The organism is Janthinobacterium sp. HH102, assembly GCF_001758625.2.
GTDB lineage: Bacteria > Pseudomonadota > Gammaproteobacteria > Burkholderiales > Burkholderiaceae_D > Janthinobacterium.
On sequence record NZ_CP062062.1, the window covers coordinates 4,484,655 to 4,505,383 of the forward strand.

At 62.2% G+C, this 20,729-nt stretch carries 13 protein-coding genes and 7 tRNA genes; 2 read left to right on the forward strand and 18 right to left on the reverse strand.

Annotation, left to right across the window (positions count from 1 at the left end; genetic code table 11):
• Positions 1–13: 13 nt before the first annotated feature.
• From JAB4_RS20390 to JAB4_RS20425, 8 genes are all read right to left on the reverse strand, one after another.
• Positions 14–109: transfer RNA gene (locus tag JAB4_RS20390), tRNA-Sec, on the reverse strand.
• On the reverse strand, positions 88–2,073 hold the full coding sequence (gene selB, locus JAB4_RS20395; protein ID WP_071650223.1) for a selenocysteine-specific translation elongation factor: 1,986 nt from the start codon (positions 2,071–2,073) through the stop codon (positions 88–90). Before selB ends, JAB4_RS20390 begins: the two co-directional genes overlap by 22 nt.
• A complete protein-coding gene (selA, locus tag JAB4_RS20400) occupies positions 2,070–3,491 on the reverse strand; it encodes an L-seryl-tRNA(Sec) selenium transferase (RefSeq protein ID WP_070222311.1) in 1,422 nt (473 codons plus the stop codon). The genes selB and selA overlap by 4 nt, the downstream gene beginning before the upstream one ends.
• Positions 3,488–4,543, reverse strand: coding sequence for a formate dehydrogenase accessory protein FdhE (fdhE, locus tag JAB4_RS20405; protein ID WP_070222313.1), 1,056 nt, complete (start codon positions 4,541–4,543; stop codon positions 3,488–3,490). The genes selA and fdhE overlap by 4 nt, the downstream gene beginning before the upstream one ends.
• Before the next feature lie 185 nt (positions 4,544–4,728).
• A complete protein-coding gene (locus JAB4_RS20410) occupies positions 4,729–5,400 on the reverse strand; it encodes a formate dehydrogenase subunit gamma (RefSeq protein WP_070222315.1) in 672 nt (223 codons plus the stop codon).
• Positions 5,390–6,310, reverse strand: a complete 921-nt coding sequence (gene fdxH / locus JAB4_RS20415; protein WP_070222317.1) for a formate dehydrogenase subunit beta — start codon at positions 6,308–6,310, stop codon at positions 5,390–5,392. The genes JAB4_RS20410 and fdxH overlap by 11 nt, the downstream gene beginning before the upstream one ends.
• Positions 6,311–6,323: 13 nt before the next feature.
• Positions 6,324–9,395 carry a formate dehydrogenase-N subunit alpha gene (gene fdnG, locus JAB4_RS20420; protein WP_083289995.1) on the reverse strand — a complete coding sequence of 1,024 codons (3,072 nt, stop codon included), beginning with the start codon at positions 9,393–9,395 and terminating at the stop codon, positions 6,324–6,326.
• A gap of 284 nt (positions 9,396–9,679) precedes the next feature.
• Positions 9,680–11,830, reverse strand: a complete 2,151-nt coding sequence (locus JAB4_RS20425; protein ID WP_070222323.1) for a TonB-dependent siderophore receptor — start codon at positions 11,828–11,830, stop codon at positions 9,680–9,682.
• A gap of 382 nt (positions 11,831–12,212) precedes the next feature.
• On the opposite strand from JAB4_RS20425, the gene JAB4_RS20430 reads away from it, so the two are divergent.
• A complete protein-coding gene (locus tag JAB4_RS20430) occupies positions 12,213–13,919 on the forward strand; it encodes a methyl-accepting chemotaxis protein (RefSeq protein WP_070222325.1) in 1,707 nt (568 codons plus the stop codon).
• 25 nt (positions 13,920–13,944) lie between these two features.
• Here JAB4_RS20430 and JAB4_RS20435 read toward each other — a convergent pair whose 3' ends face one another.
• The gene (locus JAB4_RS20435; protein ID WP_070222327.1) at positions 13,945–14,397 is read right to left on the reverse strand and encodes a hypothetical protein; all 453 of its coding nucleotides are present in this window, start codon (positions 14,395–14,397) and stop codon (positions 13,945–13,947) included.
• Positions 14,398–14,466: 69 nt separating this feature from the next.
• Positions 14,467–15,954 (reverse strand): SulP family inorganic anion transporter, encoded by a 1,488-nt coding sequence (locus tag JAB4_RS20440; protein WP_070222329.1) that lies wholly within the window; start codon positions 15,952–15,954, stop codon positions 14,467–14,469.
• Positions 15,955–16,398: 444 nt separating this feature from the next.
• On the opposite strand from JAB4_RS20440, the gene JAB4_RS20445 reads away from it, so the two are divergent.
• Complete coding sequence (locus tag JAB4_RS20445) at positions 16,399–16,953, forward strand: inclusion body family protein (protein ID WP_070222332.1); 555 nt, start codon at positions 16,399–16,401, stop codon at positions 16,951–16,953.
• 129 nt (positions 16,954–17,082) lie between these two features.
• On the opposite strand, the gene JAB4_RS20450 is transcribed toward JAB4_RS20445, so the two are convergent.
• From JAB4_RS20450 to uvrC, 8 genes are all read right to left on the reverse strand, one after another.
• Positions 17,083–17,156, reverse strand: a tRNA-Cys gene (locus tag JAB4_RS20450).
• Positions 17,157–17,198: 42 nt separating this feature from the next.
• Positions 17,199–17,274 (reverse strand) — tRNA-Gly (locus tag JAB4_RS20455).
• Between the two features lie 89 nt (positions 17,275–17,363).
• Positions 17,364–17,439, reverse strand: a tRNA-Gly gene (locus tag JAB4_RS20460).
• Positions 17,440–17,495: 56 nt separating this feature from the next.
• A tRNA-Gly gene (locus JAB4_RS20465) sits at positions 17,496–17,571 on the reverse strand.
• 71 nt (positions 17,572–17,642) lie between these two features.
• A tRNA-Gly gene (locus tag JAB4_RS20470) sits at positions 17,643–17,718 on the reverse strand.
• 92 nt (positions 17,719–17,810) lie between these two features.
• A tRNA-Gly gene (locus JAB4_RS20475) sits at positions 17,811–17,886 on the reverse strand.
• A gap of 162 nt (positions 17,887–18,048) precedes the next feature.
• On the reverse strand, positions 18,049–18,633 hold the full coding sequence (gene pgsA, locus JAB4_RS20480) for a CDP-diacylglycerol--glycerol-3-phosphate 3-phosphatidyltransferase (RefSeq protein ID WP_034749601.1): 585 nt from the start codon (positions 18,631–18,633) through the stop codon (positions 18,049–18,051).
• Between the two features lie 126 nt (positions 18,634–18,759).
• Positions 18,760–20,640, reverse strand: a complete 1,881-nt coding sequence (uvrC, locus tag JAB4_RS20485) for an excinuclease ABC subunit UvrC (RefSeq protein WP_070223852.1) — start codon at positions 20,638–20,640, stop codon at positions 18,760–18,762.
• Positions 20,641–20,729: the final 89 nt, after the last annotated feature.

The following is a 20,729-nucleotide window of genomic DNA, read 5'->3' on the forward strand; positions in this document are numbered from 1 at the left end:
CGAGAAAAACAAGTGGCGGAAAACAGTAGGAGTCGAACCTACGGGAGAACGTCTGACGCCCTCCACCGGGTTTGAAGCCCGGCCACATCACCGGATGAGTGTGCTTTCCGCGGTGCCTGAGCTAGCTGTTGGGGCTGCGGTGTAGGACCACAACGCCTGCGGGCGCAATAGATGCCCATTGCCAACACGGCGAGTATAACCGACGCGGTCGAAGAATTCCAAGACCTGGATCGCCCGCTTGCGGCCCAAGCCGCTGGCGTCGCGGAAAGTGGCCGCGCCCACGGCGCCATTGCCTGCCGGTAAGCCGGCATCCTCTTCCGCCTTGCGCGCCAGTTCCCGCACCAGTTGCGCCAGCCCGGCCAGCGCCGCCTGGTGATAGAACAGGTCGTGCACCACCTGGCTGATCTGCCCTGCCTTGGCAAGCTTGCGCAACAGCCGGCGCGTTTCGTCCTCGGCCAGGCCGAAACCACGCGCCAGGTCGCGCGTCCACGGCGGATCGGCACGCCCCTGCTCCAGCGCGGCCAGCAAGGGCTCGGCCATGGCCTGCTCCTGCGGCGTCAGCTCCACGCTGTGCGTCGGCAAGTGCAGGCTGGCGCCGCGCGCCAGGATGCCGCCCTGCGCCAGCAAGCCTTCGACCAGATGGCTCCACAAGGCGTCTTCCATCTCCGCGTCGACGATGCGCTTCAGCCGCCACAGTTCCGGCCCTGCCTCGTCGGGCGCGCGCGCGTGGAAGGCCGCCAGTGCGGTGAGCACCCGCTCTTGCAGCGCCAGCAACGCGGGCGGCGCCACCAGCAGTGCATCGCCGCCGCGCAGGGCGATGCGCCGCGTGTCGGGCGGCAGCGCCAGGGCATGCGCCGGCAGCAGGGACAGGCGCACCAGCAGCGACTCGCGCAGCCCCAGCGGGCTTTGCGCCAGCAGCGCCGCATAGTCGCCGTGCGCGACAAACGCCGCCAGCGCATCGAGCCACGCCAGCCTGGCCGGGCTGCGGCGCTTGCGCGCCGGGCCGAACGGATCGAGCACCATGCCGCCGCCCACCGTCTGCGTCGCTTGCGCATTGCGCACGACGAAGCGGTCACCCGGCACGCCGTGCATGGGAGCCTCGAACACCAGTTGCACCCTGCCCGTCTGTCCCGGCGACAGGGTTTCGCCATCGAGCATGACGGCGCGCGCCAGCTGGTGCGCCGCACCCAGGTGCACGTGCAGCGGCGACCAGGCTTTCAGCTGCACGCCGGCGTCGGGCAGCAGGGTCAGTTCCACGTCCAGGCGCTCGGAACACTGCGCCAGCTCGGGCGCGACGATCCAGTTGCCCCGTTCGATGCGTTCGCGGTCGATGCCGGCCAGGTTCAGCGCCAGACGCTGCCCCGCCATGCCCGTCTCGGCCGCGCGGTTCTGCGCATGGATGCTGCGCACGCGCGCAGGCGCGCCGCCGGGTGCCAGCTGCAGCATGTCGCCCACCTGTGCGCGTCCCGCCAGCGCCGTGCCGGTGACGATGGTGCCCTGCCCCGACAAGGTGAACACGCGGTCCACGCCCAGGCGGAACAGCCGGCGCTCGTCACGTTGAGGCAGGCCGCGCGCCACCTGCGTCAGGTGCGCCAGCAAGGCGGCCACGCCCGCATCGTTGTCGCGATGGGCGGCGGTGGGGAAGACCGGGCTGCCCGCCAGCGGCGTGCCGGCCAGCAGCGCCTCGATGTCCGCTTCCACCTGCGCCACGCGGGCGCTGTCGGCGCGGTCGATCTTGGTCAATGCCACGGCGCCGCGCGTCACGCCCAGCAATTGCAGGATGGCCAGGTGCTCGTGCGTCTGCGGCATGACGCCGTCGTCGGCCGCCACCACGAGCAGGGCGAAGTCGATGCCCGTCACGCCGGACGCCATGGTGCGGATGAATTTTTCGTGGCCTGGCACGTCGATCACGCCCAGCACCGTGCCGTCGGCCAGCGGCAGATAGGCGTAACCGAGTTCAATCGAGATGCCGCGCGCCTGCTCTTCCTTGAGGCGGTCCGTGTGCACACCGGTCAATGCGCGCGTGAGGGTCGTCTTGCCATGGTCGATATGGCCTGCGGTGCCGACGATCATGCGGACAACTCGGCGAGCTGCGCGATGAAAGCCGTCTCGTGCACCGCTTCCAGGCAGCGCAAATCGAGCCACAACGTGTCCTGGCCGATGCGGCCAATGACGGGACGCGGCAAGGCGCGCAAACGCTGTTCCAGCGCGCCCAGCGGATTGCTCAGGCGCGAACCGGGGGCGCTGCGGACGGCCAGGCCAAAGCTGGGCAGCTGGTCGACGGGCAAGGCGCCGCTGCCGATCTGGCTGGTCACGGTTTCGGCGCTGACCACATAGGCGGCACCGAGTACGCTTTGCAGCAGCGGCAGCAGGGTTTGCGCCTGCGCGCGCATGGCGCAAGCGGGACGCGTCAGCAGGCGCAAGGAGGTCAGGCGTTCGGCCAGCAAGTCCGGTGCGCGGTACAGCTGCAGCACGGGGGCCAGGGCCGCCAGGGTGAGTTTGCCCACGCGCAGCGCGCGTTTCAGAGGATTGCGCTTGATCTTCGCGATCAAATCGGCACGCCCGACGATGACGCCGCATTGCGGGCCACCCAGCAATTTATCGCCGCTGAAGGTCACCAGGTCGGCGCCCGCCGCTATCGTCTCGCGCACCGTCGTTTCATGCGGCAGCCCGTATTGCGCCAGGTCGACCAGAGTACCGCTGCCCAGGTCCACGGCCGTGGGAATCGCGTGTTGCGCCGCCAGCGGCACCAGTTCGTCGAGCTCCACGCTTTTCGTGAAACCGGTGATCGCGTAATTGCTGCAATGGACCTTCATCAGCAGGCTTGTCTGCGCGTTGATCGCGTCCGCATAATCGGCCAGGTGCGTGCGGTTGGTGCTGCCCACTTCGCGCAGCACGGCGCCTGCGCGCGTCATCACGTCGGGAATGCGGAAGGCGCCGCCGATTTCCACCAGCTCGCCGCGCGAGACGACGACCTCTTTATTCTGCGCCAGGGTGTTGAGCATCAGCAGCACGGCGGCCGCATTGTTGTTGACGATGGTGGCCGCTTCGGCCCCCGTCAGTTCGCGCAGCAGTTCCTCGACCAGGTCGTCGCGGTCGCCGCGCTTGCCCGTTTCCAGGTCAAATTCCAGGTTCATCGGCCACTGCAGCGCCTCGACCACGGCTTGCACGGCGGCGTCGGGCAGCAAGGCGCGGCCCAGGTTCGTGTGCAGCACGGTGCCCGTCAGGTTGAACAAGGGGCGCAGCCGCGGGTGCGCTTGCGATTGCAGCCGTTCGTCCACCTGCGCGACAATGGCGGCGATCGACGCGCCCTCTTCGCCGAAGTTACCAAAACCCGCACCGGCCAGCATGGCGGTGCGCAGTTCGGCCAGCACGGCGCGCGCGCAGGCCAGGGTCTGCACGCGGCCGTAGTGCGCAATCAGGGCCAGGCAAGCCGCGTCGCCCAAGATGCGGTCTACCGATGGCAGGCGCACGGTCTGCCCCGTCGTCATGCTGGCTGACCCTCGCCGCTTTCGCTCTTCCCCAGCCACAGCAGCGGATTGCCGCTGGCGCGCTGGTAGCCCGCTTCGCCCACCAGCAGGTCGAGCATCAGGCTGGCCAAGTCGTCGGCCAGGGGTTCGACGTTGTAATCGTGTTCCTGGTTGAAGACCTTTCGGTAGGTGTGGCAATCGTCGCAGGTTTCCGCGCGCGCCACCTTTTTCGGGTCATTCGCCTTGTTCGGCAATTTGTCGTCCTTCGCCGTCACGGGGTCGAACGGCGCGGCGTCGGCCGCATCGAGGCCCTGGTAGGCGATCTTGCCGTTCTGTTCGCAGGTCGAGCATTTCACGCGCACCATATGCCATTCGCTTTCGCAGATGCCGCAATGCAGGTAGCGGTAGCCCTGCGACTGGCCGCCGATGCGGATCACGCTGGCGACCGGGTGCGAACCGCAGACGGGGCACAGGGTACCCGTTTCCAGGTCCGGCACGCGCGCGGCGCGCAATTCGCTGGCCGATACCGACCACAGGATTTGCAGGGCGGCCGCGACGAACGGCGCGTGCATGGGATTGAGGTTGTCGCCGTTTTCATCGAGCACGGCATCGGCGCAGGCGTCCAGCGCTGTCGCGTCGAGCGCGCGCAGCTGGGCCAGCACCTGCGTCAGGCCGCCGGACAGGGCCGGCTGGCGTGCCGCCGTGGCGGCCAGTTCGTCGAGCAGGCTGGCAAAGATGTCGCGCCAGACGGGCGGACGGGCGCCGCTGACGGGCAGCACCGGCATACGGTGGGCGATGGCGCGGCGCAGCGCGTCGGAGTCGGCGGCAGGCACGGCGCCGGGCGCCAGTTTTCCCACCACGGCGGCCTGCGCATCGGCCAGCGCGGCCATCAGCAGCAGATAGCCCTGCATACCCGCGTCGACGGGGATGCCCTTGATATTGCCCTGCGCCAGTTCGCGCAAGCGCTGTGCGCGCGCCGTAAACAGGCTGACTGGCTGCGGCAGCAGCAGGCGCGGAATCGCGTTATGGTCCAGGCCTTCGATTTCGCCTGGCTGGAGTATGCGTTGTACCAATGGAGTTTTCCCATCAAAAAAAGCACAACACGGCCAGCGGAGTTGGCTGTGCTGTAAAAGTATTTTAATCGATAAAAAGAAAGGGGCCAGTCCTGGGGGACTGGCCCTGGCTGTCGCTGGCAGAGAAAAACGCCGGCGGCGGAGCGGGTCGGCTTACGCGAAGCTAAGCCGACCTACCCTTCTGCCTACTTTTCCGTATGACGGATCACGGCCTCAAACCACTTCGGATGGTGCTTGCGCGCCCAGCCGTAGGTGACGGTGCCGCGCACCATGGCGCCGATCGAGCCCTTGACCCACAAGGCCGCATAGATGTGCACGATGATGGCGCAGATGATGCCGAACGCGCAACCGGCATGCAGCAAGGCGGCAAAGCGCACGACGTCGATCGGGAAATAGAACGCGAAGTACGCGCGCCAGATCACGATGCCCGACAGCAGCAAGCCCACCATGCAGAACAGCAGCACGAAGAACAGGATCTTCTGGCCGGCATTGTATTTGCCGATCTTCGGAAGCTTCTCCTCGCGGTTGTTGAGCACGTCGTCCATCTGTTTCAGCCACTGCTTGTCGCCGTCCTCGAACTTGTTGTGATGCCAGAAGCGCACCACGAGGATGGCGAACGAGACGAACATCACCAGGCCGGCAAACGGATGCAAAATGCGCGTCCATTGCCCGCCGCCGAACAGGTTCGCCAGCCACGCCATCGAGGGATGGAACATGGCCAGGCCGGACAGGGCCAGCATGACGAAGGTGATGGCCGTCACCCAGTGATTCGTGCGCTCGTTCGGGTTGTAGCGTTCGATCAAGGGATTGCCATCCTTGTCGCGCAGCTTGCCATCGTGAAGGTCACTATGCTTCATGCTGTTCCTCCCGGATGCGCTTGGCCTCTTCCAGCGCCTCGTGCTCTTCGTCCTTGCTCACTTCGTTCGGGCCGACACGCGTGTAATGGAAGAAGCCTGCCAGTGCCGTGGCAGCCATGCCGGCCACCGCCAGCGGCTTGGACCAGCCCTTCCAGAAGCCCACCATCGGGCTGATGCGCGGGCGTTCCGGCAAGTTCGAATACAGCTTCGGCTTGTCGGCATGGTGCAGCACGTACATCACGTGCGTGCCGCCCACGCCCAGCGGATCGTACAGGCCCGCATTCTCGAAACCGCGCGACTTCAGGTCGACGATGCGCTCTTCCGCATGCACCTTCATGTCTTCCTTGGTGCCGAAAACGATGGCGCCCGTCGGGCACGTCTTCACGCAGGCCGGTTCCTGGCCCACGGCGACGCGGTCCGAGCACAAGGTGCACTTGTAGGCGCGGTCGTCCTTTTTCGAAATACGGGGCACGTCGAAAGGACAGCCGGCCACGCAGTAGCCGCAGCCGATGCAGTTTTCCTGGTGGAAATCCACGATGCCGTTCGTGTATTGCACGATGGCGCCCGGCGCCGGACAGGCTTTCAAACAGCCCGGGTCCTCGCAGTGCATGCAGCCATCCTTGCGGATCAGCCACTCGAGGTTGCCGTCGTTGTTTTCGTGTTCGGCAAAACGCATCACCGTCCACGATTGCGGCGTCAGGTCCGTCGGATTGTCATAGGTGCCATGGTTTTCGCCGACTTCGTCACGCAAGTCGTTCCATTCCATGCACGCCGTCTGGCAAGCCTTGCAGCCGATGCATTTCGACACATCGATCAGCTTGGCCACGGTGCCCGTCACCGGGCTGCGCGCCTCCGGCGGCGTTACCGTGGTCGCCGACAGGCGCCGGATATCTAAGGATTGCAGTGCCATTATTGAGCTCCCATCATGCTTTTTCCACCTTCACGAGGAAGGACTTGAATTCCGGCGTTTGCGAATTCGCATCCCCCACGCCCGGCGTCAGGGTGTTGATCAGATACCCCGGCTTGGCCACGCCCGTAAAGCCCCAGTGCAGCGGCAGGCCCACGGTATGCACCGGCTTGCCTTCGATCATCAAGGCCTTGATGCGCTTGGTGACGACGGCCTTGGCGATGATGTGGCCGCGCTTGGAACTGACGCGCACTTCGCCGCCAGCCACCACGCCGATGCTCTTGGCCAGCTCTTCGCCGATTTCAACGAATTGCTGCGGCTGGATGATGGCGTTCAGGCGCGCATGCTTGGTCCAGTAATGGAAATGCTCGGTCAAACGGTAGCTGGTCGCCACATGCGGATATTCCTCATGCGTGCCGAACATTTTCCGGTCGTCGGCGAACACGCGCGCGGCCGGATTGCTGGTCGCCTGCGGGTTTTTCGGATGCATGGGGTTGTAGCCGAGCGGATTTTCAAACGGCTCGTAATGCTCGGGGAACGGACCTTCGGCCATGGCGCCACGCGCAAAGAAACGCGCCACGCCCTCTCCCAGCATGATGAACGGCCCCATGCCGTTTTCCGGCGGTTCATCGGCCTTGAAGTCGGGAATATCGGCCCCGCTCCAGTTCGTGCCATTCCATTCGATCAACTTGCGGGTCGGATCGAAGGCCTTGCCCTTCAAGTCGCACGAGGCGCGGTTGTACAGCACGCGGCGGTTCGCCGGCCACGCCCAGGCCCAGCCCAGGGTCTGGCCGATGCCGGTCGGGTCGCTGTTGTCGCGCCGTCCCATCTGGTTGCCCGCCTGCGTCCAGCTGCCGGCGAAGATCCAGCAACCGCTGGTGGTCGTGCCATCGTCGCGCAATTGCGCAAACGAGGCCAGCTGCTCGCCCTTTTTCACCAGCAGCTTGGTCGGGTCTTTCGGATCGTACAAGTCGGCCAGCGCCTTGCCGTTGAATTCGCGGGCGATTTCTTCCGGCTGCGGGTTATGCGGCTGCGCATAATTCCACGTCAGGTTGACGATAGGATCGGGGAACTTGCCGCCCTCTTTCTTGTACATGCTGCGCATGCGCAAGAACAGGCCCGACATGATCTCCAGGTCGCTGCGCGCCTGGCCCGGCGGTTCGGCTGCCTGCCAGTGCCACTGCAGCACACGCGAGGAACTGACCAGCGAACCGCGTTCTTCGGCGAAGCAACTGGTCGGCAAGCGGAACACTTCCGTCATGATCTTGGTGGGATCGACTTCGTGGTATTGCCCGTGGGCCTTCCAGAATTCACCCGTTTCCACGGCCAGCGGGTCCATGATGACGAGGAACTTCAGCTTGGCCAGCGCTTCCGTGACCTTCTGCTTGTTCGGCGCGGATGCCAGCACATTGAAGCCCTGGCAGATATAGCCCGTCATCTTGCCTTGGTGCATGTTCTCGATGGCTTGCATCAAGTCATACGGTTTGTCGAGTTTCGGCAGGTAGTCGAAGGCGTAGTTATTGTCCGCGGTGGCGAAATCGCCCCACCACGTCTTCATGAAGCTGACGTGGAATTTGCGGTAATTGCTCCAATAGCTGAGCTGGTTCGGCCGCAGCGGCTTGGTGGCGCGCGCGGCGATGTAGGCGTCGAAATCCTGCTCGCCCTCGTTCGGCAAGGTCATGTAGCCTGGCAACAGGTTCGACATCAGGCCCAGGTCGGTCAAGCCCTGGATGTTCGAGTGGCCGCGCAAAGCGTTCATGCCGCCGCCCGCGATACCCATGTTACCCAGCAGCAACTGCACCATGGCGCCCGTGCGGATGGTCTGCGCGCCCGTCGAGTGGTGCGTCCAGCCCAGCGCGTACAGGATGGTACCGGCGCGTCCCGGCACGGCGGTCGAAGCCAAAGCTTCCGCCACCTTGTGGAACTTGTCGGCCGACACGCCGCACGTCCGCTCGACCATCTCGGTCGTGTAACGCGAGTAGTGCTTCTTCATCATCTGGTAGACGCAGCGCGGGTGTTCCAGGGTCGGGTCGACCTTGGCGTAGCCGTCGTCGCCGATCTCGTAATCCCAGGTGGCCTTGTCGGTGTACTTGCCTTTTTCCTTGTCGAAACCCGAGAACAGGCCGTCCTCGAACGCATAGTCTTCGCGCACGATGAAAGGCATGTCCGTGTAGTTGCGCACGTACTCATGCTGGATCTTGTCGTTCGTCAGCAGATAATTGATGATCGCGCCGAGGAAGACGATGTCCGTGCCGGTACGCGTGGCGCAGTAGTAATCTGCCACGGATGCGGTACGGGTAAAACGCGGATCGACAACGATCAGCTTGGCCTTGTTATGCGCCTTCGCTTCCGTGACCCATTTGAATCCGCAAGGATGTGCTTCTGCTGCATTGCCGCCCATAACCAGGATCACGTCGGCATTCTTGATATCGACCCAATGATTCGTCATCGCGCCACGGCCAAACGTCGGGGCAAGACCTGCCACCGTCGGTCCGTGTCATACACGCGCCTGATTATCAAAGGTCAGCATCCCCATGCTGCGCACTGTCTTGTGGGTCAGATACCCGACCTCGTTGCTGCCGGCGGACGCGGCAAGCATGCCGGTGGAGAGCCAGCGGTTGACGGTCTTGCCGTCGGCATTCTTTTCGATCAGGTTGGCGTCGCGGTCATCCTTCATCAGGCGCGCGATCTTGTCGAGCGCCACATCCCAGGAGATCGGTTGCCACTCCGTGCCGCCCGGTGCGCGGTATTCGGGCACTTTCAGGCGGTTCGGGCTGTGGATGAAGTCGACCAGGCTGGCGCCTTTCGGGCACAGCGTGCCGCGGTTCACCGGGTGATCGGCATCGCCTTCCACGTGGATGATGCTGGAGACGGCATTTTTCGCGCCATCGCCCAGGCCATACAGCAGGACGCCGCAGCCAACGGAACAGTAAGGACAGGTATTGCGGGTCTCGGTCGTGCGAGCCAGCTTGTATTGCCGTACCTCTGCCAACGCCTGCCCCGGCGCGAAACCGAGCAAGGCGAGGCTGGAGCCAGCAATCGTGGCGCCAGTGACCCGAAGGAACTGGCGCCTGGATATCTGAACCATATCAGACCTCTATGATGTGAGTAAATAAAAAGTCATACGGCGTCATGACAGTGTCATATCCATAAGATATAAGCACCATGCCTGTGCCGTATGAGGCGTATTTTACCCCTCAAAGGCAATCAAGGCTCAGTCCGCCGGAAAAAATTGCACATAGTCAACATTATTTTATCGGTACCGAATAGTTTCTCTAAACAATACCAGCCTGCCCATGCAGCGCCCGCCATGAAAAAAAAACCGCTCAGTGAGCGGGTTTTTTATGGATGAGACCGAACTTGCAAGCGAATTTACAGGCTGTAGCGCAAGGTCAACGCCACGTTGCGCGGCGCGCCAGGCAAGCTCAGGTTCGGGCTGGAACCGTGGCCTGACACGATGTAGCGCGTGTCGCCGATATTGTTGATGTTCAGCTGCACTTCATAGCGGCCCGTGCGGTAGGCAGCCATGGCGTCGGCCGTCACGTAGCCCGGCAGCACGACCGTGTTGCCCGGATTGGCGAAGCGGCTGCCGACGGCATTCGCGCCGCCGCCCACCGTGAAGCCGTGGCCCAGGTCTTTCGTCAGCCACAGATTGGCCATGTTGCGCGCCGTCAGGGTGGCGCGCTTGCCCTTGATGGCCACCGAACTGGCCGTCGTCGTGCCCGGCGCATTCACGCTGCGGTCGACGGCGATGGAATCGGTGATGGTGGCGTCCAGGTAAGCATAACCGGCCATCATTTTCCAGCCGTCATGCAAGTCCGCGTTGAAGGTCAGTTCCAAACCATCCGTGCGCTGCGTGCCGACGGGCACGATGCGGTTCGTGATCGGGTCGCTGGTCTTGATGTTGTCGCGTTCCAGACGGAACAGCGACACGGTGGCGTTGGCGCGGCCGCCCCACAGGTCGTACTTGGCGCCCACTTCCGTGTTGCGCGTGGTTTCCGGCGCCAGGTCGGCATTGTTGGCGGCCAGGGCGAAGTTCTCGCCGCTGGGCTGGAACGAGCGGCTCCACGACGCGTAGTACGATTGCATGGCGCCCGGTTGCCAGACGAGGCCGGCGCGGGGGCTGTAGGCCGAATCCGTGCGCGACAGGTTGGCCGTCGTTACGCCAAGCGCATTGGCCAGGCGCGACTGCTGCTTGTAGCGGTCATAGCGCAGGCCGGCCAGCGCCTTCCACTCGTCGCTGAAGCTGATGGCGTCCTGCACGTAGGCGGCGGCCGTGTCGTAGGTGCCGAAGGTATCGCCGCGCGCGCCCAGCTTGCTGCGGTTGACCACAGGCAGGACGGGATGGGAGATCGAGACATTCGTCGCCACCACGGTCGAGGCCCAGCTCGACGCATCCTTGTTTTGCTTGCCGAACTCGGCGCCGTACAGCACTTCGTGGCGCAGGCCGCCCGTGACCAGCTTTTGCGTCAGTTCCGTCTGGTTGAACCAGCCGCTCTCGTCGCGGTTGAGCTTGGCATGACCGAGGCTCATCGTGCCTTTGACTTCGTTGACGTTGCCGGAAATATTCGTGTTGTTGCGGTCCAGGTGGTAATCGTAATAGCGGAAGGCATTGCGCAGCGACAAGGTATCGCTGAACTTGTGCGTCAGGGTGGCGGCCGTGGAGACCACGCGCGACTGGCTGAAATCCGCATCGCGGGCATTCGCGGCGCCATAATAAGTGCCCGCATCGACGGCGACGGGGCGGCCCTGGTAGGACGGGATGCCGAAGTCCGTCAGGCGGCGGTCTTCCAGGTAGTCGCCCTGCAGCAGCAGTTTCGTCGCGTTTGAGAGGCGGATGGCCACGGATGGCGCCAGCGCCGTGCGGTTGATGAATTGCTGCTCGCGGTAGCTGTCCGACAATTCGCGCGCGCCCGTGAAGCGCCAGTCCACCGTCTCGCCGACACGGCCCACGTCGACTTCGCCGCGGCGCCCTGCCGTATTGGTCAGGCTCAGGGCCACGTCCGTGATATCGATGCCGGGCTTTTTGGTGATGCGGTTCACCAGGCCGCCCGAGGAACCGCGGCCGTACAGCACGGCGGCCGGTCCCTTGATCACTTCCAGGCGCTCGACGTTCGACAGGTCGCGGAAATACAGCGCGTCATCGCGGAAGCCGTCGACGAACTGGTCGCCGATGGCCGTGAAGCCGCGGATGAATACCTGGTCGCGCTGGCCGTCGCCCGTGGACAGGCCCACGCCAGGGATGTTCTTCATGATGTCCTGGATCGACATGGCGTTCTGGTCGCGGATGACGGCGGCCGGCACCACGTTGATCGTTTGCGGCACGTCGCGCAGGGCCATTTCCGTCTTGGTGCCGCTGGCGGAGGTGGCGGCGACATAGCCGTCCTTGTCCTTCGATGCCGTCACGGTGACGGCGGGCAAGCTTTCCTGTGCCCAGGCCGCCAATGGCGTGGCGCCCAAGGTCAAGGCGCCCAGTACGGCGATGGTGATCGGTTTACATCCTGGCTTGCGACGTTGCTGCATACAATTCCCTGGTCGATGTTTTAATACGAATGATTATCATTAGTATTTTATCAGGCGAACATGCATAAAGTAAGCGTTTCTGTAAGTGATAGTACTTATGGACTAGGTACTTGATGTAAAAACACAACAGGAAATCAATATCAAAAAATAATTAAAATTGCCGTAAAAAACTATTTCTCTGTGTCAATGCTATACTTGCGGCTTGCTGGGCAACGGTCAGCCTGACCGGCATGCCCCCTGTTTCACCTCCAACGCCACGCTCAGCGCGGCGCGCCGCACAGCCATCACGCGGCACCCGAAGACCCCGATCCCCTGCGCCTCGCGGCGCCTGTCCGCCCCTGCTGGCGGCGGCGATCATGACTATTAAACTGTTAGGAATTACATGAAAAACCTGAACATCGGCAGCCGCCTTGGCGTCGGCTTTGCTGTCGTATTGCTGTTGCTTGCCGCCTTGACCATCACCGCCCTCGTGCGCATGCAAACGGCCAGCGACCTGACTTACCGCCTGATCAATACCAGCATCAAGAACCAGCGCATGGTGGCCGAATGGTCGAAGATCATTGAACTCAACAGCGTGCGCGGCGTCGCCTCGTTCGAAATCACCGATCCTGTCGTGCGCGCCAAGATCGAGGACGACTTGAAAGTCGATGCGGAGCGTTCCAGCAAGCTGCAGGACGACATCGTCGCGTCCCTGCTCAACCCTGCCGTGATCGAGCAATTCAAGGTCGTGCGCAAGGTACGCACCGATTACGTGACGACGCGCGCGCGCGCCTTCAAGATGAAGGCCGACGGCGACATGGCAGGCGCCAAGATCGTGTTCGACAAGGAAGTCGCGCCCATCACCGTGGCCTATCTGGCCGAAGTGAAGCGCTTCGCCAACATGCAGATCAAGGCGGCCGACGGCGTCGGCGCCAGCATCATCGAAGCCTACAGCAGCACGCGCATCTTCCTGATCACCATGGGCGTGCTGGCCGTGCTGATGGGCATCGGTTTTGCGTGGTGGATCACGCGCTCGATCACCGGCCCCATCCGCGACGCCGTGAAAGTGGCGGAAACCGTGGCAGCAGGCGACCTGAGCAGCACCATCACGGCACAGGGCCGCGATGAAACGGCCCAGCTGATGCATGCGCTGAAAACCATGAACGACAGCCTCGTCGGCATCGTGGGCCAGGTGCGCAGCGGCACCGACACCATCGCCACGGCATCGGCGGAAATCGCCGCCGGCAACCAGGACCTGTCGTCGCGCACGGAACAGCAAGCCAGTTCGCTGGAAGAAACCGCCTCGTCAATGGAAGAACTGACGTCGACCGTGAAACAGAATGCCGACAACGCGCGCCAGGCGAATAAGCTGGCCGGCGACGCGGCCGGCATCGCCAGCCGCGGCGGCGCCGTGGTGGCCGAAGTGGTCGCCACCATGGGCGAGATCAATACCTCGTCGAAGAAAATCGTCGACATCATCTCCGTCATCGACGGCATCGCCTTCCAGACCAACATCCTGGCCTTGAACGCGGCCGTGGAAGCGGCGCGCGCCGGCGAACAGGGACGCGGCTTCGCCGTCGTGGCAACCGAGGTGCGCAACCTGGCGCAGCGCTCGGCAGCGGCAGCGAAAGAGATCAAGGGCCTGATCGACGATTCCGTGCAAAAGGTCGACGTGGGCACGGACCTGGTCGACAAGGCCGGCAAGACGATGGAAGAAATCGTGCAAAGCATCGGCTTCGTCACGTCCATCATGAGCGAGATCAGCAACGCCAGCGAAGAGCAAAGCGCCGGCATCGAGCAAGTCAACCAGGCCATTTCGGAAATGGACCAGGTAACCCAGCAAAATGCGGCGCTGGTGGAAGAAGCGTCGGCAGCGGCCGAAGCGATGCAGGAACAGGCGAGCGAGCTGGCGCAGGTGGTCAGCGTCTTCCGCCTCGATGCAAACGCTGCGGCCACCGACCGTTTCAGCGCCAAGGCGGCGCAGCGCAGCGCGCCGGCAACCCCGGCAGCGCCGGTCCGCAAGGCCTCCATCCCGGCCCTGCGCCTGCCCGCGACGCGCGCCAGCAGCAAGGCGAGCGCACCTGCCGAAGGCGAGTGGGAAGAGTTTTAAATCTGCTGCAGCAAGCCGCGCGCCATCAAGCCGCGCGCGCTTGCGCTGTGGCGATCAGTGCCGCCAGTTCGCGCGGCGCGGATTGCCCCAGAAATTCCAGGGCCAGCGCCTCCGGATCGATGGCGGCATCCATCGGCAAGCCATGCTCGAAACCGCCCACCATGGTGCGGCAGAAATGCGGCGATTCGGCCCGCGTTTCCACATACCAGCAACCCGCATGACCCTGCACGAAGTATTCGCCGATAAAGTAGCCGAGCATGGTTTTCACCCATTGCCAGCTCTCGTCGCGGATGACGATGGTGCGCATGGCCGCATCGATGTACGGCAGGTACTCGGCCGCATTGGTCAGCACTTCGTGCGCGGGCTGGATGCCCAGGCGCTCGACAAAATTCACCAGCGACGCGCCCAGCGCGTCATAGTAGGCATCAAAAGCCGTTTGGCTTTGCTGCAATAATTGTTCTTGTTCGTACGACAGCATTCACACTCCACAGACATTCAACAATTCCGCCCATGCCGAGAAATGGCGCGGAGCAGACTTTCCCCTATTTTACGCCACGCTCACATCGACGCCTGCGCGCTGCAGCAAGGCCTGGTTGCGGGCGGACAGATGCGTCACCTGCAGGTGCTTGCCCGCCTTGTCGTAGCGCTCGTACAAGGCTTCGATGGCGGCAATGGCCGAGTGATCGGCCATGTGCAGATGCCGGCAATCGAGGATGACGCGGGCCGGATCACCGGCCGTCTGGAACAGTTCCAGGAAATGCGTGGTCGAGGCGAAAAACAGGGTGCCGTGCGGCAGGTACACGCGCACGCCGGAGCTGCCATCATCGATGTCGGCGCGCATGTCGCGTGCATGTTGCCAGGCAAAATTCAAGGCGGCAATCACGATGCCGCACAGCACGGCCATCGCCAGGTCCGTAAACACCGTGATCACCGTCACGGCGACGATCACCAGCGCATCCTGCAACGGCACCTTGCCCAGCACGCGCAAGGAACCCCAGGCAAACGTCTGCTGCGCCACGACGAACATCACGCCGACCAGCGCAGCCAGCGGGATGCGCTCGATCAGCGGCGACAGGAACAGGATGAACAATAAAATCATCACGCCGGCCGTCACGCCCGACAGGCGCGAGCGGCCGCCCGAGCTCAGGTTGATCATCGTCTGCCCGATCATGGCGCAGCCGCCCATGCCGCCAAACAGCCCCGACACGACATTCGAAGCGCCGAGCGCGATGCATTCGCGGTTCGGCTGGCCCCGCGTTTCAGTCATCTCATCGGTGAGATTAAAGGTGAGCAAGGTTTCCAGCAAGCCCACCATGGCCATCAGCGCCGCATACGGGAAGATGATGTGCAAGGTCGCCATATCCAGCGGCACGGCGGGCCAATGCAGGGCCGGCAAGCCACCGGCGATGTGCGCGAGGTCGCCCAGGGTGCGCGTGGGCAGATGCAGGAAATGGCTGAGCACGCCCACGCCCAGGATAGCCACCAGCGCGGGCGGCACGGCGCGCGTGATACGCGGCAGCACGTAGACGATGGCCATGGTGAACAGCACCAGCGCGCCCATCACATACAAGGGCGTACCTTGCAGCCAGGTTTCGCCCTGCGGCGTGGCCTGGCGAAAGTGTTCCAGCTGGGACATGGCGATGACGATGGCCAGGCCATTCACAAAGCCCAGCATCACCGGGTGCGGCACCATGCGGATCAGCTTACCCAGGCGCAAGAGGCCAAACAGCGCCATGATGATGCCGCTCAGCACCACAGTCGCCAGCAGATATTGCACGCCATGCTGGGCCACCAGTGCCACGATGACGACGGCCATGGAACCGGCCGCGCCCGAAATCATGCCGGGACGCCCGCCAAAGATGGCCGTCAATGCGCAGATGATGAAGGCGCCATACAGGCCCATCAGGGGATTCAACTGTGCCACCAGGGCAAAGGCGATGCATTCGGGCACCAGGGCGAACGAGGTGGTCAGGCCCGCCAGGACATTTTTTTGTATGTTCGAGAACCACTCTTCCCGAAAACTTGCGTTGATCATTGATTCACATCCAGGGTCGGAACAGGGAAATGCGCGTCCAATGGACAGCGCAGCCATGCAGGCAGGCTTCGCGGGGAAGCCGCGACTAGCTTTAACGGAGAGGGAAATCGTCAGCGACTACATGGGGATGGCGAAAAGGGAAAGATTCATCAGCGCACCATGGGGTGCGGCTGAGCCTGCAGACATTATACAAGATGCGGCCGGGCCGGATGGTCGGGACCGCGGCACGCAGACGCGGGCAGGAAAATAATGTTTCCAGCAGCTGTATTTACAAAATAAAAATAATTTAAATGGAATATTTTTAAATAATACTGCTGTTTCAATTGGATAGTATCTATGCAATTTTCTCCATTATTCTACACAGCAGCGGTGGAGACTGCTTACCACATTAAAAAACGGGGCGTATCCGAAAAGCCAGACGAGTAGGAAAACCGAGGAGGAATCATGACCGACGCGCAATTATATGCCAGCAATATTACAATCAACATTCTCGTTGTAATAGACACCGATCTGATTATGGCTCAGCATCCGCGTCAGACCGCCCCTGATCAGAGCAAGCCCGTGGGCCTGGCGCATACCAGCCAGTACATGATTGCCACCGACCCGCGCGGCATCAATAGCGGACAAGGCTCTGCTGACCTGAGTTTCAGGGCCAACGTGGGCGACTATGTCTCGTTCACCGGCGCGTCCATCTATGACAACGCCGATTCGGCCGTCATTGTGTATGGCATCAATTACTGGAATGGCGACAAGGTCTTCAATACCTTTGTCTCCAATACCATTACCCGCAGAAATGCGGTCATGCCGAATTCGGATTCCTCGAATGGTTTGCCGGCAATACAGCAACCGCGCAATTTTTCTAATTTCACGGCGCAGGTATCCAAATCCGGCACGGAAAATTTCTATGTCTATATTGCCGTATATAGCCTGAATGACGATGGCCAGACGCAAAGCCTGTATGGTTATTTTTATTGGGATCCACAGATTACTGTCGGTTAGTCATTTCCCGGAAATCAAATAAACTGAAGCCCTGTATTTAATTGCAGCCGACGCCGTTCAGCCGCATAGGCAAAAAAAAGCCCACCGAAGTGGGCTTTTTTATCTGCGCGTCAATCACTGCGCTGCATCTGGAGGCGAGGACGGGAATCGAACCCGTCTAAACGGCTTTGCAGGCCGCTGCATAACCTCTTTGCTACCTCGCCAGAGGAACTGCTTGGATGCGCCTTGCGGCCCACCTTGAAAACTGGAGCGGGAGAAGAGTCTCGAACTCTCGACCTCAACCTTGGCAAGGTTGCGCTCTACCAACTGAGCTACTCCCGCATTGGAGCTTGTTTACCGCTTAATCACGCCGCATGACTGCGTTGCGGCGGATAAAAAAGGGAAGCCAGCTTAGCTTCCCTTTAGAATTCTGGAGCGGGAGAAGAGTCTCGAACTCTCGACCTCAACCTTGGCAAGGTTGCGCTCTACCAACTGAGCTACTCCCGCATTGGAGCTTCTATTTTCTGCTACTGCCATTCTTGCTATGCTGCTTCAGCTTTCGCTGGAGCGGGAGAAGAGTCTCGAACTCTCGACCTCAACCTTGGCAAGGTTGCGCTCTACCAACTGAGCTACTCCCGCATACGAACCGCTATTTTACTGCTTTTTGCTACCGTTTACCAGTGCTGCTTTACTGCTGATCCAGTGTTCACTGGAGCGGGAGAAGAGTCTCGAACTCTCGACCTCAACCTTGGCAAGGTTGCGCTCTACCAACTGAGCTACTCCCGCAGTGGACAACATTGTATCAGAAGCTCTACTACATCGCCAGTACTACTTTTTACTGCATTTGCTGTTTTTACCTATGACACGATCCAGAAAACTGGAGCGGGAGAAGAGTCTCGAACTCTCGACCTCAACCTTGGCAAGGTTGCGCTCTACCAACTGAGCTACTCCCGCGTCATCAACAACAGGCCAGCATTATAGAGGGATTACAGGGGCTGTCAACGGGCAATATCTGGTCTTTTGCAAAATATTTGGGGTCAGACCCTTTGGGTCTGACCCCAGCTCTTGCGTTTGGGTTAAAAAGACGCCAGCCCAATGCTATCGGCGTCCATCACCTCAATGCAGATTGCCCGCTTTTTCCTTGATGAGCGGCCATGCCAGGCGCAGGTAATAGAACATCGACCACACCGTCAACACGCAGGCGATCCACAGCAGCTTCTCGCCCCACACATGGGTGTCGATCGCGCCGAAGATCACTTCGTGGTACAGCAGCAAGGGAATGGCCGTCATCTGCGCGGCCGTCTTGATCTTGCCGATCGAGCTGACGGCCACCGATTTCGACGCGCCGATCTGCGCCATCCATTCGCGCAAGGCGGAAATCGTGATTTCACGGCCGATGATGATGAAGGCCAGCACGGCATTGACACGGTCCAGCTGCACCAGCACCAGCAAGGCGCCCGCCACCATCAGCTTGTCGGCGACCGGGTCGAGGAAGGCGCCGAAGGCGGACGTCTGGTTCCAGCGCCGCGCAAGGAAACCATCGAACCAGTCGGTCACGGCCGCAACGATGAAGACCAGGGTGGCAACGAGGTTCTGGTCGCCATGCAGCAGCATCGACGGCGGCAGGTAAAACACGCCGACGACGAGCGGGATCAGGGCCACGCGCAGCCAGGTCAAAAGGATGGGAATATTAAAAGGCATAAGAGAGCAATCGGCCGACGGGTAAATTGAACATGAAGAAAGCGTGAAGAAAGCGCCACTAGTCTACATGGCCCGGCAACATTAGCCTAGTCCGGTTGCCGCAGCGCCGGACCAGGCCCCCATCCATTAATGCAGCTGCTTGTAGATCTCTTCCGCCAGTTGCGTGGAAATCCCCTCCACCGACATCAGATCCTCGACGCTGGCGTCGACCACGCCGCGCAAGCCGCCAAAGCGCGACAGCAGTTTCTGGCGGCGCTTGGCGCCGATTCCTTCGATTTCTTCCAGGCGCGACGTCTGGCGCGTCTTGGCCCGCTTGGCGCGCATGCCGGTAATGGCGAAGCGGTGCGCCTCGTCGCGGATTTGCGCGATCAGCATCAGGGCCGCCGATTCCTTGCCCAGTTCCTGCGCCGCGCGGCCATCGACGAACAGCAGGGTTTCCAGGCCCACCTTGCGCCCTTCCCCCTTGGCCACGCCGACAATCAAGCTGATATCGAGTCCCAGCTCGGCGAACACCTGGCGCGCCATTTCGATCTGGCCCTTGCCGCCGTCGATCAGCACCACGTCGGGCATCACGCCGTCGCCATTGGCCACCTTCTCGTAGCGGCGCATCAAGACCTGGCGCATGGCTGCGTAATCGTCGCCGGGCGTGATGTCGTTGATGTTGTAGCGCCGGTATTCGCCGTTCTGCATGGCGTGGTGGTGGAATACGACGCACGAGGCCTGCGTCGCCTCGCCCTGCGTGTGGCTGATGTCGAAACATTCGACGCGCAGGCTGTCGAGATCCTCCGTTTCCAGGCGCAGCGCCTCGGCCAGCGCGCGCGTGCGCGACTGCTGCGAGCCCTGCTCGGACAACAGGCGCGCCAGCGAAATCCCGGCGCCCTTCTGCGCCATTTCCAGCCACTGGCGGCGCTGACCCTGCGGCTGGAAGATCAGGTTGATGCGGTGGCCGCACTGCTCCATCAACGCCACCATCAGGGCCGGCTGGTCGAACTCGATATTCAGGATCAAGGTGCCGGGAATGAATTTTTCCGTGTAGTGCTGGGCCAGGAAGGCGGCCAGCACTTCCACCTCGATCGGCTCTTCGGCAATCGCCGCCGCATCGCTGAGCTGGCTGGGGAAATAGGCGCGGTCGCCCAGGTGGCGCCCGCCCCGTACCATGGCCAGGTTGACGCAGGCGCGCCCGCCCTGCACCAGCACGGCGATGATGTCGACGTCGGCGTCGCCCGTCGTTTCCATGCTCTGCTGGTGCAGCACGCGCGACAGCGAGGCGATCTGGTTGCGCACCACCACGGCTTGCTCGAATTTCAGTTCGGCGGCAAACGCGTGCATCTTCTTTTCCAGGTCGGCCATCACTTCGCTCTGGCGCCCGCGCAGGAAGCGCGCCGCGTTTTCCACGTCGTTTTTATAATCTTCCTTGCTGATCAGGTCCACGCACGGCGCGCTGCAGCGGCCGATCTGGTGCAGCAGGCAGGGCCGCGTGCGGTTCGCATACACGCTGTCCTCGCAGGTGCGGATGAGAAAAACCTTTTGCAGGATCTGCATCGATTCCTTGACGGCCCAGGAACTGGGGAACGGCCCGAAATACTGGTTTTTCTTGTCCACCGCGCCCCGGTAATACACCATGCGCGGCGCATCGCCATTCGTGATTTTCAGATACGGATACGATTTATCATCGCGGAACAGGATGTTGTAGCGCGGCTGCAGCGCCTTGATCAGGTTGTTTTCCAGGATCAGGGCTTCCGCCTCGCTGTGCGTGACGGTCGTTTCCAGGCGCGCGATGCGCTCGACCATCATGGCGATGCGGGGGCTGGCCAGGTTTTTCTGGAAATAGCTGGAGACGCGCTTTTTCAGGTCGCGCGCCTTGCCGACGTACAGCACCTTGTCGGCGGCGTCGAAATAGCGGTACACGCCGGGCAGGTTCGGCAGCTTGGCGACGGTGGCCAGCACCTGCGCGCGCGGGTCGGGCGGCGTTTCCGTGGAATGGAGGTCGGGTATTGCTTCGGTCATTGCTGGCTCTTAAATGGGGTCAGACCCGCCGGGGGAATAAGTCCCAGTGGGACGCATTCCGATCGAAAAGACTGACCCCAGCAGTCGTC

Bases quoted from the DNA above. Each gene is read 5' to 3' on its own strand.
- selB (WP_071650223.1), bottom strand. From the start codon at position 2,073: ATGATCGTCGGCACCGCAGGCCATATCGACCATGGCAAGACGACCCTC.
- selA (WP_070222311.1), bottom strand. From the start codon at position 3,491: ATGACGACGGGGCAGACCGTGCGCCTGCCATCGGTAGACCGCATCTTG.
- JAB4_RS20410 (WP_070222315.1), bottom strand. From the start codon at position 5,400: ATGAAGCATAGTGACCTTCACGATGGCAAGCTGCGCGACAAGGATGGC.
- fdxH (WP_070222317.1), bottom strand. From the start codon at position 6,310: ATGGCACTGCAATCCTTAGATATCCGGCGCCTGTCGGCGACCACGGTA.
- JAB4_RS20425 (WP_070222323.1), bottom strand. From the start codon at position 11,830: ATGCAGCAACGTCGCAAGCCAGGATGTAAACCGATCACCATCGCCGTA.
- JAB4_RS20430 (WP_070222325.1), top strand. From the start codon at position 12,213: ATGAAAAACCTGAACATCGGCAGCCGCCTTGGCGTCGGCTTTGCTGTC.
- JAB4_RS20435 (WP_070222327.1), bottom strand. From the start codon at position 14,397: ATGCTGTCGTACGAACAAGAACAATTATTGCAGCAAAGCCAAACGGCT.
- JAB4_RS20440 (WP_070222329.1), bottom strand. From the start codon at position 15,954: ATGATCAACGCAAGTTTTCGGGAAGAGTGGTTCTCGAACATACAAAAA.
- JAB4_RS20445 (WP_070222332.1), top strand. From the start codon at position 16,399: ATGACCGACGCGCAATTATATGCCAGCAATATTACAATCAACATTCTC.
- pgsA (WP_034749601.1), bottom strand. From the start codon at position 18,633: ATGCCTTTTAATATTCCCATCCTTTTGACCTGGCTGCGCGTGGCCCTG.
- uvrC (WP_070223852.1), bottom strand. From the start codon at position 20,640: ATGACCGAAGCAATACCCGACCTCCATTCCACGGAAACGCCGCCCGAC.